Source organism: Pseudomonas koreensis (genome assembly GCF_036668835.1).
Taxonomy (GTDB): domain Bacteria; phylum Pseudomonadota; class Gammaproteobacteria; order Pseudomonadales; family Pseudomonadaceae; genus Aquipseudomonas; species Aquipseudomonas koreensis_I.
In genome coordinates, this window is sequence record NZ_JAZEVW010000005.1 from 211,512 (window position 1) to 228,217 (window position 16,706).

Annotated in this window: 15 protein-coding genes; 7 read left to right on the top strand and 8 right to left on the bottom strand. The window is 60.4% G+C overall.

The window, feature by feature from the left end:
* Position 1: 1 nt before the first annotated feature.
* The 3 genes from V6F91_RS16560 (at position 2) to tadA (ending at position 2,284) form a co-directional block, all read left to right on the top strand.
* Positions 2-292: a PTS transporter subunit EIIB gene (locus tag V6F91_RS16560; protein WP_332766218.1), complete on the top strand. Its 291-nt coding sequence runs from the start codon at positions 2-4 to the stop codon at positions 290-292.
* A gap of 115 nt (positions 293-407) precedes the next feature.
* Positions 408-1,784 (top strand): multicopper oxidase family protein, encoded by a 1,377-nt coding sequence (locus V6F91_RS16565; protein ID WP_332766220.1) that lies wholly within the window; start codon positions 408-410, stop codon positions 1,782-1,784.
* Positions 1,784-2,284: a tRNA adenosine(34) deaminase TadA gene (gene tadA, locus V6F91_RS16570; protein WP_332766222.1), complete on the top strand. Its 501-nt coding sequence runs from the start codon at positions 1,784-1,786 to the stop codon at positions 2,282-2,284. Before V6F91_RS16565 ends, tadA begins: the two co-directional genes overlap by 1 nt.
* A gap of 166 nt (positions 2,285-2,450) precedes the next feature.
* On the opposite strand, the gene cmoB is transcribed toward tadA, so the two are convergent.
* The 4 genes from cmoB to lon all read right to left on the bottom strand — a co-directional run bounded on the left by cmoB (position 2,451) and on the right by lon (position 7,422).
* The gene (gene cmoB, locus V6F91_RS16575) at positions 2,451-3,407 is read right to left on the bottom strand and encodes a tRNA 5-methoxyuridine(34)/uridine 5-oxyacetic acid(34) synthase CmoB (protein ID WP_332766224.1); all 957 of its coding nucleotides are present in this window, start codon (positions 3,405-3,407) and stop codon (positions 2,451-2,453) included.
* Positions 3,404-4,147, bottom strand: a complete 744-nt coding sequence (gene cmoA, locus V6F91_RS16580) for a carboxy-S-adenosyl-L-methionine synthase CmoA (RefSeq protein ID WP_332766226.1) — start codon at positions 4,145-4,147, stop codon at positions 3,404-3,406. The genes cmoB and cmoA overlap by 4 nt, the downstream gene beginning before the upstream one ends.
* Positions 4,148-4,350: 203 nt before the next feature.
* Complete coding sequence (locus tag V6F91_RS16585) at positions 4,351-4,743, bottom strand: protease inhibitor I42 family protein (RefSeq protein WP_332766228.1); 393 nt, start codon at positions 4,741-4,743, stop codon at positions 4,351-4,353.
* A gap of 264 nt (positions 4,744-5,007) precedes the next feature.
* Complete coding sequence (gene lon / locus V6F91_RS16590; protein WP_332766230.1) at positions 5,008-7,422, bottom strand: endopeptidase La; 2,415 nt, start codon at positions 7,420-7,422, stop codon at positions 5,008-5,010.
* Between the two features lie 247 nt (positions 7,423-7,669).
* Between lon and V6F91_RS16595 the strand changes: the two genes are divergently transcribed.
* Positions 7,670-8,839 carry an ATP-binding protein gene (locus tag V6F91_RS16595; RefSeq protein ID WP_332766232.1) on the top strand — a complete coding sequence of 390 codons (1,170 nt, stop codon included), beginning with the start codon at positions 7,670-7,672 and terminating at the stop codon, positions 8,837-8,839.
* A gap of 136 nt (positions 8,840-8,975) precedes the next feature.
* Here V6F91_RS16595 and V6F91_RS16600 read toward each other — a convergent pair whose 3' ends face one another.
* Together V6F91_RS16600 and V6F91_RS16605 are read right to left on the bottom strand one after the other, a co-directional pair.
* Positions 8,976-11,387: a glucose/quinate/shikimate family membrane-bound PQQ-dependent dehydrogenase gene (locus V6F91_RS16600; RefSeq protein WP_332766234.1), complete on the bottom strand. Its 2,412-nt coding sequence runs from the start codon at positions 11,385-11,387 to the stop codon at positions 8,976-8,978.
* A gap of 217 nt (positions 11,388-11,604) precedes the next feature.
* A complete protein-coding gene (locus V6F91_RS16605; protein ID WP_332766236.1) occupies positions 11,605-12,966 on the bottom strand; it encodes a carbohydrate porin in 1,362 nt (453 codons plus the stop codon).
* A gap of 301 nt (positions 12,967-13,267) precedes the next feature.
* Between V6F91_RS16605 and V6F91_RS16610 the strand changes: the two genes are divergently transcribed.
* Both V6F91_RS16610 and V6F91_RS16615 read left to right on the top strand, forming a co-directional pair.
* Entirely contained in the window at positions 13,268-13,498 is a 231-nt protein-coding gene (locus V6F91_RS16610; protein WP_090285959.1) for a VF530 family DNA-binding protein, read from the top strand.
* Position 13,499: 1 nt separating this feature from the next.
* Positions 13,500-14,138 carry a Pr6Pr family membrane protein gene (locus V6F91_RS16615; RefSeq protein WP_332766237.1) on the top strand — a complete coding sequence of 213 codons (639 nt, stop codon included), beginning with the start codon at positions 13,500-13,502 and terminating at the stop codon, positions 14,136-14,138.
* Positions 14,139-14,256: 118 nt separating this feature from the next.
* Here the strand turns inward: V6F91_RS16615 and V6F91_RS16625 are convergent, their stop codons facing one another.
* Together V6F91_RS16625 and V6F91_RS16630 are read right to left on the bottom strand one after the other, a co-directional pair.
* Entirely contained in the window at positions 14,257-15,042 is a 786-nt protein-coding gene (locus V6F91_RS16625) for a siderophore-interacting protein (RefSeq protein WP_332766239.1), read from the bottom strand.
* Positions 15,039-15,614: a PadR family transcriptional regulator gene (locus V6F91_RS16630; RefSeq protein ID WP_332766240.1), complete on the bottom strand. Its 576-nt coding sequence runs from the start codon at positions 15,612-15,614 to the stop codon at positions 15,039-15,041. The genes V6F91_RS16625 and V6F91_RS16630 overlap by 4 nt, the downstream gene beginning before the upstream one ends.
* 509 nt (positions 15,615-16,123) lie before the next feature.
* Between V6F91_RS16630 and V6F91_RS16635 the strand changes: the two genes are divergently transcribed.
* On the top strand, positions 16,124-16,603 hold the full coding sequence (locus tag V6F91_RS16635; RefSeq protein ID WP_332766241.1) for a CS1 type fimbrial major subunit: 480 nt from the start codon (positions 16,124-16,126) through the stop codon (positions 16,601-16,603).
* Positions 16,604-16,706 lie beyond the last annotated feature (103 nt).

Genomic DNA, 16,706 nt, shown 5'->3' on the forward strand with positions numbered 1-16,706 from the left:
CATGTTCGATCAATTGCAAAAAGCCTTCTGGAAAGCCTTGACCCCGGACCTGGTGCCGGACACACCGAGCGTGCAAGCCACGCCGGACGATGGATTGAGCGCCGCCATCGTTGCCGCGTTGGGCGGTGTGGATAATCTGCAATCGCAGCAGCCGGTGGCGTTGACGCGGGTGCGGGTGACGTTGCGCGATGTGTCGCGGCTGGATGAACAGGCCTTGAGCGATGCCGGCGTCGCTGGCGTCATGCCCCTCGAAAACGGCGTGGTGCACCTGATCACCGGGCTGCGCGCTTAGCTTTCAACTGATGTGCGGCGGCGGGTCGCTCTTACTGTTTCTCAACCGCAGGTGTATCGTATTCGCCTTTTGCGGGCCCCTGGGCCTGTCGCTGATACGTGAGGTAGTTGAGTTCATGTCGTTTACCCGTCGCCAAATCCTCGGTGGCCTGGCCGGTCTTGTTGTCGTTGGCATGGGGGCGGGGGGCGCGTCGCGTTACTGGCTCGGCAAGATGGCCGACGCCGAGGCGGGCCACGACTATGAGCTGATCGCCGCGCCGCTGGACGTCGAACTGGTGCCAGGGCACAAGACTGAAGCGTGGGCGTTCGGCCCATCGGCACCGGGCACCGAGCTGCGCGTACGTCAGGGTGAATGGCTGCGGGTGCGCTTCATCAACCACTTGCCGGTAGCGACTACCATTCACTGGCACGGCATTCGTCTGCCGTTGGAAATGGACGGCGTGCCTTATGTATCGCAATTGCCGGTGCTGCCGGGCGAATACTTCGATTACAAATTCCGCGTGCCGGATGCCGGCAGTTATTGGTATCACCCGCACGTCAGCAGCAGCGAAGAGCTCGGCCGTGGGCTGGTCGGGCCGCTGATCATCGAAGAGCGCGAGCCGACTGGTTTCCAATACGAAAAGACTTTGAGCCTGAAAAACTGGCACATCGACGATCAAGGCAACTTCGTCGACTTCAGCATCCCGCGCGAAGCGGCGCGTGGCGGTACGGCGGGGCGCTTGTCGACAATCAATGGCGTGCCGCTGCCGGTAATCGATTTGCCGGCGGGGCAGATCACCCGCGTGCGATTGCTTAACCTCGACAACACCCTGACTTATCGCATCAACATTCCCGGCGTCGAAGCGAAAATCTATGCGCTGGACGGCAACCCGGTCGAGCCGCGGCCGCTGGGCAAGGAATACTGGCTCGGCCCGGGCATGCGCATTTGTCTGGCAATCAAGGCGCCAGCGGCGGGCGAAGAATTGTCGCTGCGCAACGGCCCGGTGCGCCTGGGCACATTGCGTTCGGTGGCCAACAGCGATGTACCGACGGACTGGCCAAGAGCCCTGCCGGCCAATCCGGTGGCCGAGCCGGACCTGGCCAATGCCGAAAAACTCAACTTCAATTTCGAGTGGGTCGGTTCGGTGTCGGTCAATGTCGACAACGGCAAACCGCCGAGCCTGTGGCAGATCAACGGCAAGGCCTGGGATATCACCGACAAGACTTGCGCCGATCGACCGATTGCCAGCCTGAAACTGGGCCAGAGTTACATCTTCGAATTGAAGAACATGACCCAGTACCAGCACCCGATTCACTTGCACGGCATGAGTTTCAAGGTGATAGCGTCGAACCGGCACAAGGTCATTCCGTACTTCACCGACACCTACCTGCTGGGCAAGAACGAGCGCGCGCAAGTGGCGCTGGTGGCCGATAATCCGGGGGTGTGGATGTTCCACTGCCATGTGATCGACCATATGGAAACCGGCCTGATGGCCGCCATCGAGGTGAAGTGATGCGTCAGATTCGCCCAGCGGCGATCATCGACCGCAGCCGCGACTGCGACTTCATGCGCGAAGCCCTCGCCCTCGCCGCACAAGGCGCAGCCCTTGGCGAAGTGCCGGTGGGCGCGGTGCTGGTGCAAGGCGGCGAGATCATTGGTCGCGGCTATAACTGCCCGATCAGCGCCAGCGACCCGAGCGCCCATGCAGAAATGGTCGCGATCCGCGCCGCGGCTCAGGCTGTGGATAATTATCGCCTTCCGGGCAGCACGCTTTATGTGACGCTGGAACCGTGCAGCATGTGCGCCGGGCTGATCGTGCATTCGCGGGTGGCGCGGGTGGTGTATGGCGCGCTGGAGCCGAAAGCCGGGATCGTGCAGAGCCAGGGGCAGTTTTTTACCCAGGGCTTTTTGAATCATCGAGTGTTGTATGAGGGCGGGGTGTTGGCTGAAGAATGTGGTGCGGTGCTGACCGAGTTTTTCCGCGCCAGACGCACCAAAAGCCCCTCACCCTAACCCTCTCCCAGAGGGAGAGGGGACCGACCGAGTTGAATGGACCAAGTCAGCCGACCTGAAATACCGAGTCGGACGCAAGTTTTGGAAAGCTCAACAATCAGCTCCCTCTCCCTGGGGAGAGGGCTGGGGTGAGGGGTAGGCCCACCGCGGTCATGGGGAAATACGCTTACTTCCTGGCGACAATAACCGCCCGCATCGGCGCCGGCAGTCCTTCGATGGTTTTGCTGTGATCCTCCGGATCAAGGAAATCGCTCAGCGACTGATACTTCATCCACTCCGTCCCGCGCTGCTCCTCGACCGTCGTCGTGCTGACATCCACGCAACGAATATCGGTAAAACCCGCGCGGCGCAGCCACAATTCCAGCGCCGGCACCGACGGCAAGAACCACACGTTGCGCATCTGCGCGTAGCGGTCTTCGGGCACCAGTACCTGATGCTTGTCGCCTTCGACCACCAGCGTTTCCAGCACCAGTTCGCCGCCTTTGACCAGGCAATCCTTCAGCGCCAGCAAGTGCTCGATCGGCGAGCGACGGTGATAGAACACGCCCATGGAAAACACCGTGTCGAAACCTTCGAGGTTCGCCGGCAGGTCTTCGAACGGAAACGGAAGGTGCCAGGCGTTCGGCTCGGACAAGTAGCGCTGCACCGCCTGGAACTGGCAGAAGAACAGCCAGTTCGGGTCGACGCCGATCACGCTGTCCGCGCCGGCGCCGAGCATGCGCCACATGTAATAACCGTTGCCGCAGCCGACATCGAGGATGCGCTTGCCCTTGAGGTCCAGATGCGGGGCGACGCGCGACCATTTCCAGTCCGAGCGCCATTCGGTGTCGACGTGCACGCCGAACAGATCGAACGGGCCTTTGCGCCACGGCGACAGGCCCATCAGCGCGGTGCGCATCTGCGCGCGGGTTGCGTCGTCGCAATCGGTGTCGAGTTTCAGACCGTTGAGCAGGTCTACTTCGCTCGGCTGGATCTTCGGCAGGGCGTCCAGCGCACTTTGCCAGCGCTCCAGATCGCCGTGGCCTTTTTCCATTTTCTTGTCGAGTTGATGCTGCAGGGTATTGGCCCATTCGGCCAGCGGCGTACCAGCCAGACGGCGGGCGAGGGGGGACAGATCAATCATGGCAAGGCAATCAACGAGGCAAAGTTAAGACACTGGAACCACGGCACGACTTTCGAGAACCCGGCGGCCAGCAGGCGTTCGCGGTGTTCTTCGAGGCTGTCGGGCTTCATGACGTTTTCGATGGCGCTGCGCTTCTGCGCGATTTCCAGTTCGCTGTAGCCATTGGCGCGTTTGAAAGCGACGTGCAGATCGGTAAGCAGCGCATGCTCCTCGGCATCGTTGAAGCGCAGCTTCTCCGACAGAATCAGCGCGCCGCCCGGCAGCAACGACCGGCGAATGCGCGACAGCAAAGCGGTGCGCTGATCGGGGGCGATGAATTGCAGGGTGAAGTTCAGCGCCACCACCGAAGCGGGCTGGAAGTCGAGAGCGAGAATGTCGCCTTCGATGACTTCGACCGGCAGCAATTCCTGGAACATCGAATCCTGACCGTTGAGGTACTCGCGGCAGCGCTCGACCATCGCTGCCGAGTTATCCACAGCAATCACTCGACAGCCGTCGGTGCGCACGTGACGGCGCAGAGCCTGAGTCACCGCCCCCAGCGACGAGCCAAGATCGTAGAGCACGCTGTTGGGTTGGGCGAATTGCGCGGCGAGCACGCCGAGGTTTTCGACGATGGTCGGGTAACCCGGCACCGAGCGCTTGATCATGTCCGGGAACACCCGCACGACGTCTTCATTGAAGGCGAAGTCAGGCACCTGGGCCAAAGGCTGGGCGAATAGGCGATCGGGTTCTTTGCTCACGGCGGTTTCCGGCGGTGTCGATGGAAAAGGCCGGCATTTTAGCCAAAGTGGCGCGGGGATGCTTGGGTTGTCTGATAAAGCACCGTTCGGGCGGATAAACTTCGCCGTCAGGGATATCGCTTTCGCGAGCAGGCTCGCACGAGGGATCGCGGTGTCCTGTGGGAGCGAGCCTGCTCGCGAAAGCGTCAGTGCGGTTGCCGCGATCAATTCACCGAAATGGCGCAGTCAAAGGTGTCCACTGGCAGCACTTCCGGTGCCCACGGTTGTTGCGAAGTCAGGCGCAAACGCCCGGTGCCGGCGGCGAAGGCCTGAAAGCGCCAGGTCGAAACGCCCGCCGAGCCGACCACGCCGGCGTCTTCAGGATTGCTGTAAACCTCGGGACTGAGCGCGCGCAGAACGCCGCCAGCGGAATCCTGAATCGCCCAGCGGTAGCCGGTGGTCGGGTTGCTCGGCAGGGTGATGATCAGGTTTTGTCCGGTGCTGAGCCGCACCGGGCATTCGCTTTGTTTTTCCACGGTCACGTTGTGTTTTGGCTGCGTGGCACAAGCGGCCAGCAACGAGAGGGCGAAGGGGAGAAACAGGCGAGTGGGGGACATGGGGTCAGAGGCTCCGGCGGTTACGACGAACGGCGAGCATAACTGAAGATCGGGTTACGTGTGACAGTGCCAAGCCCTCACCCTAGCCCTCTCCCAGAGGGAGAGGGGACTGACCGGGGGATATTGGAGAGGTACGCCGACCTGAGCGTGCGCCAGCGAATCCATAATCGACCCGGTATTTCTGGTCGGTGAATAGCGCAAGACCGCTCGGTCGGCTCCCTCTCCTGGGGGAGAGGGCTGGGGTGAGGGGGTACGGGCTACGGCTCAGAACAGAACCTTCGCCACATCGGCAAACCGCTTGGCAAAGTGCACGGTTATCCCTTCCTTCAGATAATCCGGCAATTCCTCAAAGTTGCCGCGGTTAGCTTCCGGCAGGATCAATTCGAAGAGCTTCTGCCGCCGCGCCGCAATCACCTTCTCGCGCACCCCGCCAATCGGCAGTACATGCCCGGTCAGCGTCAGTTCACCGGTCATCGCCACGCCTTTCTTCGGCGGTTGGTTGCGCGCCAGAGACAGCAAGGCACTGGCCATGGTCACGCCGGCGCTCGGGCCGTCCTTCGGTGTCGCGCCTTCCGGCACATGCAAGTGGACGAAGGCTTCGTCGAAGAACTTCGCGTCACCACCAAATTGCTTCAGGTGTGAGCTGACATAGCTGTAGGCGATCTCCGCCGACTCTTTCATCACGTCACCCAGTTGCCCGGTAAGTTTGAAACCACGGTTAAGCGTGTGGATGCGTGTGGCTTCGATCGGCAATGTCGCGCCGCCCATGCTGGTCCAGGCAAGGCCGGTGATCACGCCGGTGCCGGACAGCACTTGTTCGTTGCGGAACACCGGATGGCCCAGTGACGCTTCGAGGTCTTTCGGGCCGAGTTTGATCACGGCCTTCGGATCGTCGATCAACTTCATCACCGCTTTGCGCACCAGCTTGCCCATCTGTTTTTCCAGCTGGCGCACCCCGGCTTCACGGGCGTAGCCGTCGATCAAGGCCTTGAGGGCGCTGTCGCTGATGCTCAGGCTGCCCTTGGACACGCCGGCTTTTTCCAGCAGTTTCGGCCACAGGTGACGCTTGGCGATGGCGACTTTTTCTTCGGTGATGTAGCCCGACAGGCGAATCACTTCCATCCGGTCCAGCAGCGGGCCGGGGATCGAATCCAGGGTGTTGGCGGTGCACACGAACAGGACTTTCGACAGGTCCATGCGCAGGTCGAGGTAATGGTCGAGGAATTCGACGTTCTGCTCCGGGTCGAGGGTTTCCAGCAGCGCCGAAGCCGGATCGCCCTGGTAGCTCTGGCCCATCTTGTCGATCTCGTCGAGCATGATCACCGGGTTCATCACTTCGACGTCTTTGAGCGCCTGCACCAGTTTGCCCGGCTGGGCGCCGATGTAGGTGCGGCGGTGGCCCTTGATCTCGGCTTCGTCGCGCATGCCGCCGAGGCTGAAGCGATAGAACGGCCGGCCGAGGGATTCGGCGATGGATTTGCCGACGCTGGTTTTACCCACGCCCGGCGGGCCGACCAGCAGCACGATCGAGCCGCTGATCTCGCCTTTGTACGCACCAACAGCGAGGAATTCGAGGATGCGATCCTTGATGTCGTCCAGACCGGCGTGATGCTTGTCGAGGATTTTGCGTGCGTGCTTGAGGTCGAGTTTGTCCTCGCCATACACGCCCCACGGTACCGATGTTGCCCAATCCAGATAATTACGCGTAACCGCGTACTCCGGCGAGCCGGTTTCCAGGATCGACAGTTTATGGGTTTCTTCCTCGAGGCGTTTTTGCACCTGCGCCGGCAGGGTTTTGCCTTCGAGGCGCTGCTGAAACTGTTCGAGGTCGGCGCTGCGGTCGTCTTTGGTCAGGCCGAGTTCCTGCTGGATGACCTTGAGTTGTTCCTTGAGGAAGAACTGGCGCTGATGTTCGCCGATCTTGCGGTTAACCTCAGCGGAAATCTCTTTCTGCAGCCGCGCGACTTCGACTTCCTTGCGCAGCATCGGCAGGACTTTTTCCATGCGCTTGAGCATCGGCACGCAGTCGAGCACGCCTTGCAGCTCGGCGCCGGTGGCCGAGGTCAGGGCGGCGGCGAAGTCGGTCAGTGGCGACGGGTCGTTAGGGCTGAAGCGGTTGAGGTAATTCTTCAGCTCTTCGCTGTACAGCGGATTGAGCGGCAGCAGTTCCTTGATCGCGTTGATCAGCGCCATGCCGTAGGCCTTGACCTCGTCGGTCGGCTCGGTCGGCTGGTGCGGGTATTCGACCTCCACCAGATACGGTGGGCGGTGGTGCTTGAGCCAGGTCTTGATGCGCACGCGGCTCAGGCCCTGGGCGACGAACTGCAGTTTGCCGTTCTCGCGGCTGGCGTGGTGGACTTTGACCAGGGTGCCGTATTCGGGCAGGGCGCCGGTGTCGAAATGGCGCGGGTCTTCCTGGGGCGTGTCCATGAAGAACAGGGCCAGGGAGTGGTGTTCGGATTTGCTGACCAGTTCGAGGGTTTCGGCCCACGGCTCTTCATTGACGATGACCGGCAGGACCTGGGCCGGGAAGAACGGACGGTTGTGGATCGGGATGATGTAGACCTTGTCCGGCAGGTTTTGCCCGGGCAGTGCCAGGCCGGTGCCGGAGGAGGTGTGTTCGATGTGGTCGGTTTCGTAATCGTCGTGGTTGTCCGGGCGATCTTGCTGGTCGGTCATGGGGCACCTGCGCAATGGGGTATGGGGTCTTAGATGGGGCAGGGGGTGGGTGGTTTCAATGGGGGGGCGTGTTTCTGCTTGTGTGTTCAGGTTTGCAAAGTTTTTGACCTTGTTAACCTTGGCGGCATTTGGGCGGTGGCGAGATCCTTCAGGTCGGCACGGGTGCCTATTGGAATCTAACAATGTCTGTGCATCAATAGCAAAAAACCCTAGTATTGGTTAGCTTTAACTATTAAATGGAGTTTTGATGGATCCCTATCGTAATCCGTTCGCCCCCGGGGCTGGTTTTCCACCACCGGAGCTTGCTGGCCGAGACCCTGTTCTCGAAATGGCTCGGATTTCCTGCGGTCGAGCAGTGAGGGGCAAACCTGCACGGTCGCTGATGCTCCTTGGCCTTCGTGGAGTGGGCAAGACGGTACTCCTGAATGAGATCGGCAATATCGCCAGACAAGAGGGGATGCTCGTTTCCCAGCTCGAAGCTCCGGAGAAAAATACACTGTCCACTCTTCTTTACCCTGAACTGCGACGCGTAATGCGTTCACTTTCGGGATTCGAAGGAGCAAAGCAAATTGCCAGCCGGGGTATGAGCGCCCTGCGCAATTTTGCCTCGATATTCAAAATCGCTATCGGTGGCGTTGAGGTGGGCGTTGAGGGTGCTGAACCTGGGCTTGCTGATAGCGGCGATCTGCAACATGATCTTCCAGACCTGTTCGGTGTGATTGGCGAGGGCGCTAAAGCCGCTGGCAAGGGATGGGTGCTGCTCATCGACGAGGTTCAGTACCTCTCGGAAGGCGATCTGTCGGCACTTATCGTTGCGATGCATCGAATGGCCCAGCGCGGGTTGCCTGTGGTTTTGGTTGGGGCAGGACTACCACAGGTTGCCAAATTGGCTGGTGAGGCGAAGTCCTATGCAGAGCGACTTTTCCTCTACCCGCCTGTAGGCGCGCTGGACGAAGAAGCAGCAAAACTTGCTGTTCGAAAACCCGTCGAGGAGGAGGAGCAGACGATCGAAGACGCTGCCCTCCAAGCGATTGTCGCGCGAACGAGGGGCTATCCGTTTTTTCTGCAGGAATGGGGTTCAACTTCATGGGATGTTGCTGCCGGCCCCATGATCACGCTCGCTGATGTCGAACGCGCTTATCCAGAGACTATCGCCGGACTCGATGCCGGCTTCTTCAAGGTTCGTTATGACCGGCTTACCAAAGCCGAGATCCAGTTTGTGATGGCGATGGCCACCCTTGGTGATGGGCCCTATCCTATGGCAGGTATCGCCAAGGTGATGGAGCGTGATCAATCATCGTTAGGCCCGGCCCGGGCCAATATCATTTCCAAAGGTATGATCTACAGCACCGACCATGGTTACCTTGATTTCACCGTTCCTCTTTTCGCGGAATACCTTCGTCGTCGTGGCGAATGAAATCAGCGGTAGCGCTTGATGTTGTTAGCTACCTGATTCTATCCAGACAAGTTTCACCACTTAGCCTGGTGCGGCTGCACTAAAAAAGGCGATGTTCCTCACGGAACATCGCCTTTTCATTACCGCCAACTAACGCTTATTCCGGCAATTTGTACGCAATGATGTAGTCACCCATCTTGGTACCCAGCGAACCGTGACCGCCGACAACCAGCAGCACGTATTGCTTGCCGTCCTTGCCGGTGTAGGTCATCGGGGTCGCTTGACCACCGGCCGGCAGACGCGATTTCCACAACTCTTTACCGGAGTTGACGTCGTACGCGCGCAGGTACTGGTCGAGGGTGCCGCTGAGGAAGCCGATGCCGCCTGCGGTGACGATCGAGCCGCCCATGCTTGGCACGCCGAGGGTGAAGCCGATCGGGATCGGCGAGCTGTCGCGGCTGGTGCCATTCTTGCGTTTCCACACGACTTTGCCGGTGGTCAGGTCGATACCGGCGACGTAGCCCCAGGCCGGGGCCTGGCACGGTACGCCGAGTGGCGACATGAACGGGTGCATGATCACCGCGTATGGTGCGCCAGTGTTTGGCTGCACGCCCGAGGTTTCGCTTTCGCGTTTGCTGCCGGCTTCGACTTGCTCGCGCGGCACCATTTTCGACACGAAGGCCATGTAGTTCGGGCTGGTGAACAGCATCTGGCGAACCGGGTCGACCGAAACGCCGCCCCAGTTGAACACGCCTACGTTACCCGGATAGATCAGGCTGCCCTGTTCCGATGGCGGGGTGTACTGGCCTTCGTAACGCAGTTCCTTGAACTGGATGCGGCACAGCATCTGGTCGAATGGGGTCGCACCCCACATGGCTTTTTCGTTCAGTTCCGGGGCCAGCAGGTTGAGGTCCGAACGGGCCTGGGTCGGTGCGGTGTGGTCGCCTTTGACAGCGCCTTGCGGTACCGGGATTTCCTGGATCGGGATGATCGGCGTGCCGTCACGACGGTCGAGGACGTACAGGCTGCCCTGTTTGGTCGGGGCGATCAGCGCCGGTTTCACGCCGTCGGCGGTTTTCATGTCGAGCAGGGTTGGCTGGCTGCCCACGTCCATGTCCCACAGGTCGTGGTGGGTGAACTGGTAGTTCCAGCGCACTTTACCGGTGGCCAGGTCCAGCGCAACGACGCCGGCGCTGAACTTCTCGGCGCCCGGGGTGCGGTTGCCGCCCCATTGGTCCGGGGTCTGGTTGCCCAGTGGCAGGTAAACCATGCCGAGCTTTTCGTCGACACTGGCCAACGACCACATATTGGCCGAGTTGCGGCTGTAGGTTTCGCCCGGGGCCAGAGGCTCGGTGGCGTCCGGCTTGTCGCTGTCCCAGTTCCATACAAGGTGGCCGTCGCGCACGTCGAAGGCGCGGATCACGCCGGATGGCTCGTTGGTCGACTCGTTGTCGGTGACGTGACCGCCCATGATCACCAGATCACGGGTAATCGCCGCTGGCGAGGTGGAGTAGTAGCCGCCGGCGGTGAACGGGCCGATGCCTTGGGTCAGGTCGACCACGCCGTTGGTGCCGAAACCTTCACAGATCTTGCCGGTGTCGGCGTTCAGTGCGATCAGGCGCGCATCAGCGGTTGGCAGGTACAGACGACGCGGGCAGGCCTGGGCAACGGCTTGGCCGGCCTCGGAGATCACTGCGGAGCCAGCGTTTTCCGACTTGGCATAAGCGGCTTCGTCGTAGTAGGACACGCCACGGCAGGTCATGTGCGCAAAGCCTTTGAAGCCGACCGGGCTTTTGATCTGCGGGTCGAAGCGCCACAGTTCTTTACCGGTGTCCGGATCCAGCGCCAGCACTTTGCTGTGCGCGGTGCACGCATAGACCATGCCGTTGGCTTTGAGCGGGGTATTTTCGTTGGTCAGCTCGACCGGGTCATCCTTGGTTGGCAGATCGCCGGTCTGGATGCGCCAGGCTTCTTGCAGCTTGCCGACGTTGGCCGGGGTGATCTGCTTGAGCGGCGAGTAGCGGTCACCGAATTCGGTGCGACCGTAGGCCTGCCAGTCGCCGTCCGGCATGGCCGGGGCGGTGCTGGTCGTGCCGGCGGTTTCACGGCCCAGTTCGCCAAAGGTTTCGCCTGGATGGGTGAACAGGCTGGCGACAGCGGTAACGCCGGCCAGAACCACGGCCACGGTCAGGCCCGCAGTGCCCATTTTGGCCGGGCCATTGAGCAGCAGCGGACGGCGGAACCACGGCAGCAGCATCACGAAACCGAGGACAAACCACAGCGCCAGACGCGGCACCAGTTGCCACCAGTCCAGACCGACTTCCCACAGCGCCCAGACGGTGCTGGCGAACAGTACGATGGCGTACAGGCCCAGCGCCGCACGACGACGCATCAGCAGCAGAATGCCGCTCAAGGCGATGCCGATACCGGCCAGCAGGTAGTACAGCGAGCCGCCCAGCGTGCTCAGCTTGATTCCCCCGGCCAGCATGGCCAGGCCCATCAGTAGAAGCAGGATGCCGAGCAGGGCGGGTAGCAGCCGACCCCGGCTCGAAGCACTTTCGGTGCTCATAATGTGATTCTCCGTGACGTTTATGTAGTCCCGCGCTGTAGTCACTTTAGATGACGATTTGGCGCAGGCATGGTTCAGATAAAAACTTGTTCGGCTAACGAAATGCATTTGTGTAGGAGTGAGCCTGCTCGCGATAGCGGTTTTTCAGTCACTGGAGAGGTCGCCTGGAACACCGCTATCGCGAGCAGGCTCACTCCTACAGGAGGTTGCGTATTCTTTAGAACGACGACTGGATCTTGATCCCGCCGATCAGGGCGTCGTCGACGTCGTTCACGCCACCAGGGTGGCGGATGTATTGCAGGTTCGGGCGTACGGTCAGCCAGTTCGTCACGTGCACGCCGTAGTACAGCTCGGCGCTGTATTCGGTATCTTGCGGCGGCAAAAAGGACGGATCGTCGTAGTCATACACGGCGTTGGCGCGATTGCTCGCTTCGGCGTTTTTGCGATAGGCCGGGTTGACGTGCACACGGGCCAGGGCGAAACCGATGTCGTCTTTGGCGCGCGCATCGAACGGGCCTTTGTAGGTGAGGCCGGCCTGCACGTAGTTGTCGATCGCGTTGGTTTTCTTGTCGTGCATCGTGGCGTTGGCGAACACGCTCAGGCCGCGGCTGTTATCGCTGGCCACGCTGGTGATCTGCTGCTGAACGCCCAGCCACACGCCGTGTTTGCTCGACGCACTGCGGTAGGCCGCGCCGCTGAGGGCTGCTGGCCGGTCGTTCTGGTCTTTGTAAACGTCCGACGCCTTGGCGTTGCTGTAGTAATAACCGGCGCGGTATTCGCCCGGCAGGCCGTTGAGCTTTGGCGTCCACACCAGTTCGATCGGCAGGATCGCCCCTTGGGTGCCGCTGCCGCTGAGTTTGAAGCCGTTGCCGCGATCGAGGTTTGACGGGTTCTGCTCGTAAGCGCCGACCTGTGCGTACAGCTCCGGCGTGAGGTGATATTTGACCCGCAGTGCCCACTGGCTGACCGGCCAGTTGTACCAGATGCCGCCGACCCAGTTGCCGACCTGCGAGCCGCAGAACGCCAGGTTCTGGAAATCGCAGGGGAAGCTGTTGAAGTCTTCGCCTTCGCCGAAACGGCCGGCCTTGATGTCGAGCTTCTGATCGAAGAACTTCTGCTGATACCACATCTGTGTCAGGCGGGTGGTCTGGCCACGGCCCCAGACTTCCTGAGCGGAAGTGAAACCACCGACCCGTGGATCGTTGATGCGGTCGTTGCTGATGTTGTTGCCGCTGCGCTTGGTGATGGTCAGCTGAAATTCGGCGTCGTCCCAACCGAGGATCTTCTGCAGGTCCAAGTGCGTGCCGAGGCCGAACTGGCCGCTGTAACGCGCAGTGCGATCGTGGTCGTAGCCGCCGTGCAGGTTGCTGCCCATTTCGCCGGTGTAATCGAGTTTGAAGTCGTAGCCTTTTTCCGAAAGTTCGGTGCGCCTGCCGTTCCAGTCACCGAGCATGTACGGTGATTCACTGTCGAACGCGGACGCCGCTTGCGCGCAAGCCGCAAGGCCCAGCGCGGTGCAGCCGCCAACGATGCGCAGGGCGGAGATAGCGCTGTCTCGGGAGAAGGAAAAATCAGCCATGGAAAAGTCTTTTTCTAATATTTTGGGAGTGCAATTTCGGCGCTTCAAAATGACGCAGGCAGTGAAGCGATTCAGCGGAAGGGCGGCAGGATAATGATCTGTAACAAATTGAGAAAGGGCTTTTGCAGACATGCAGCGTTTCGGATTCGGTAACAGTGCGGCAAACGGGCGCATTGTCGCTCGCTTGCCGGCCTGCGATGTTCTCGGGTTGACCTACATTTACAGCGAGGCCTTTCGCCCGATCACCCCCTCGGCTAAGGTGCGCGGCTTTACGCATTTTCACTTCGCTCAAAGGCCTGGTATGAACGAACCCACCCCTGATCCGCTGCACGGCGTGACCCTTGAACAGATCCTCAACGCGCTGGTGACCCACTATGAATGGTCGGGGCTGGCCGAGCGCATCGACATCCGTTGCTTCAAGAGCGATCCGAGCATCAAGTCGAGCCTGACCTTCCTGCGCAAAACCCCGTGGGCGCGAGAGAAAGTCGAGCGTCTGTACGTGAAGCTGATGCGCACCAAGCGACCGCTTTGAGATGGACGCAACCTGGCGTCAGCGCCTGATCACCTGCGCCGCCGTGTTGGGCTGGGCCGGATTGGCCATTCAGTTGTACCTGATCTTTTTCGCCCGTTTGAGCGTCGGCGCCGGTCTGCTCGGCGGGCTGGTGAGCTTTTTCAGTTACTTCACGGTATTGACCAATACGCTGGTGGCGACGGTGTTGACCTGTGCCGTCACACCGCGCGAGTCGGCGATACGCCGCTGGGTTCTCCAGCCGTGGGTGAGCAGCGGGGTGGCGGTGAGTATTACCGTGGTCGGCCTTGCCTACAGCATTCTGCTGCGGCATTTGTGGCATCCCGAAGGCTGGCAATTCATCGCTGACGAATTGCTCCACGACGTGATGCCGCTGCTGTTTCTCGTGTATTGGTGGTGCTGCGTTCCCAAAGGCACGTTGCGCCTGTGGCATTTGCCGCTGTGGCTGATCTTTCCGCTGGTGTACTTCATCTACGCCTTGCTGCGCGGGCATCTGCTCGGCGCGTATGCGTATCCGTTCATTGATGTGGCGGTGCTGGGTTATCCACAGGTGTTTATCAATGCCGGGGGGATATTGGTGGGGTTTGTGCTGATTGGCCTGTTCGTAGTTGGCCTGGATCGTAGAAAGACCGCACGAAGTTGATATTCAATGTGGGAGCGAGCTTGCTCGCGAAAGCGGTGTATCAGTTTGCATGAATGTCGACTGACACACCGCTTTCGCGAGCAAGCTCGCTCCCACAGGGGAAAATGCAGGGAGGCGATTATTCTTCGTCGGAGCCTTCGGCGCGCCAGTAGCCGGCAGCCTTGATGAACTGCTCATCGAGCCCGTGCTCATCGATCAGCACCCGGCGAATCTGCCGTGAGACCTTCGTTTCGGTCGCGACCCACGCATACAGATTGCCCTTGGGCACCTGCAGTTGTTTGACGGTGGTCAACAGGTTGTCCTTGCCGCCCTCGCGCAACACCCAGATCACATTGACCTGCGCGGCGCTTTCCAGCCGTTGCTGTTCGGCACCGTTTTCCACTTCCACGACCACCAGCGCCTTGCGATTGGCCGGCAGGCCTTCGAGGCGGCGGGCGATGGCGGGCAGGGCGGTCTCGTCGCCGATCAGCAGGTAGCTGTCGAAGATGTCCGGCACGATCATCGAGCCACGCGGGCCACCGATGTGCAGGAACTGCCCGGGCTGTGCTTGTTCCGCCCACGTCGAGGCAGGGCCGTCGCCGTGCAGGACGAAATCGATGTCCAGTTCCATTTTGTCCAGATCGTAGCGACGCGGGGTGTAGTCGCGCATTTCCGGTTTCGGGCCTTCCTCCTTGCCGGCGCCGAGCACCATCGTTTCCAGCGCTGCCGCCTGTTCGGCGTTCTGCGGGAACAGCAGTTTGACGTGATCGTCCGTGCCCAGGCTGATGAAACCCGCCAGCTCCGGCCCGCCGAGGGTGATGCGGCGCATGCGCGGCGTCAGGTCGACCACGCGCAACACTTGCAGTTTGCGACGTTTGATTTCATGCATGACGCGGTGAATGGTTTGAATATCGACGGCGGTCATTCGGCATTCTCCGGTGCAGGTCGAGCGGCGGGACCGTCGACGATGGCTTTGGCGGTGTTGTTGAGCAGGTCGCGCACGCGCAGGATTTCTTCCGCGCTCCAGCGACCGTGGTGCATTTGCAGAGCGTGGCGCAGGTTGTGCACCGCCTCGTGGATTTCCGGCGGCCGGTCGTGACCGCGCAGCGAGCGCTTGCTGACGTCGATGCGCATGCGCACACCGTCCAGCGCCACCGCTTGTTCCTCAAGCGAGACACGACCGGCGTCGGTGACGCTGTAGCGTTTCTTGCCGCCCTCGGCGTCGCCGCTGATCAGTTCGCTTTCTTCGAGAAAGGTCAGGGTCGGGTAGATCACCCCGGGGCTCGGGCTGTAAGCACCGTCGAACATACTTTCGATCTGGCGGATCAAGTCGTAGCCGTGGCACGGCTGTTCGGCCACCAGTGCCAGCAGCAGCAATTTCAGATCACCGGGAGCGAACACCCGCGGGCCACGGCCACCGCGTTCGCGGCCTGGGCGGCGGTCGAAGCCGTCGCGGGAGTCACCGTGCTCGCGGTGGGGGGAATGATGGTCTCTCATTTCAGTCTGCTCTCGTCGTGTTTAGATACAACTTAAGATATATCTTAAACTTGGCGCAAGACGTTTTTTCCCAACGGTCTGCGTGGCTGACGAGCGGCAGGCGCCAGCGAAACGCAAGCACAAAGATTCTGTAGGCGGAACCGCGCGCAATGACCTGAAAGTTAAAGTCATGACTCTAGTTGTTGTAGAGTATAAATACTAATAGTTGCGAAGTTGCTGTCTGGACGGAGTGAAGTTGCTGTATGGGTTTTTAACTTAAACTGTCTGTAGGGCATCGCTTACAGTTACTGTTTGAAATATCGCTATTTCGCTGTTTTTTCTTGCGTGTCATGGGGTTGTTTAACTACGAGGTTGTCGGAAGTTACCTGCTTACTTTCCAGAGCCGACAGCCGATGATGCGCCCACATTGAAAGTTCTAGTTGATCTGGCTTAACTCGGGCGTCGACTCGGGCAGTGTCTGCTTGAACTTTCAATGTTCATCCCCCTATCAAGAAAACAGGTACATAACGATGTTCAAGAAACTCGCAATCGCCGCTCCACTGGCTCTTCTGGCAATGACCACCACCGGTGCCTTCGCCGCCGGTGAAGCGTCGCACTCGATCAGCCTTGTCGCGCATGTGCCGACCAACGGTTTCTATGTCGTGCCGACTGACCCTGATCTGGTCAACAAGGACCAGGATATGAGCTACCAGCCGACCACCGGCAAGATGCGCGACGTCAACGGTTTCTTTGACGTGCGCAACAACAACGGTTCGGTTCACGCCAGCCTCGAAAGCCTGCCGAAACTGGTGTCCGGCAGCACCGCGATCGACCTGCGGGTGATGTTCAACAACAAGGAGCTGAACCTGACCCCGCAAATGGTCGTGGGTGAAGCCGAGTCCGACGTCAACTTCCGCGCGCCGCTGAACATCAGTGCCGTGGGCAGCAACTTCCAGCCGGGCGACTATACCGGTTCGGTCGCGATGATCTTCGACGCCGTGACGCCATAACAGCGCTCACTTGATCGATCGATCAGGCACCCAGGCCCAACGTTCATGTTGACGCTTGACCGTCGGGGCAGACGCTTTATCTGCCTCGGCGGACTTCCATTTG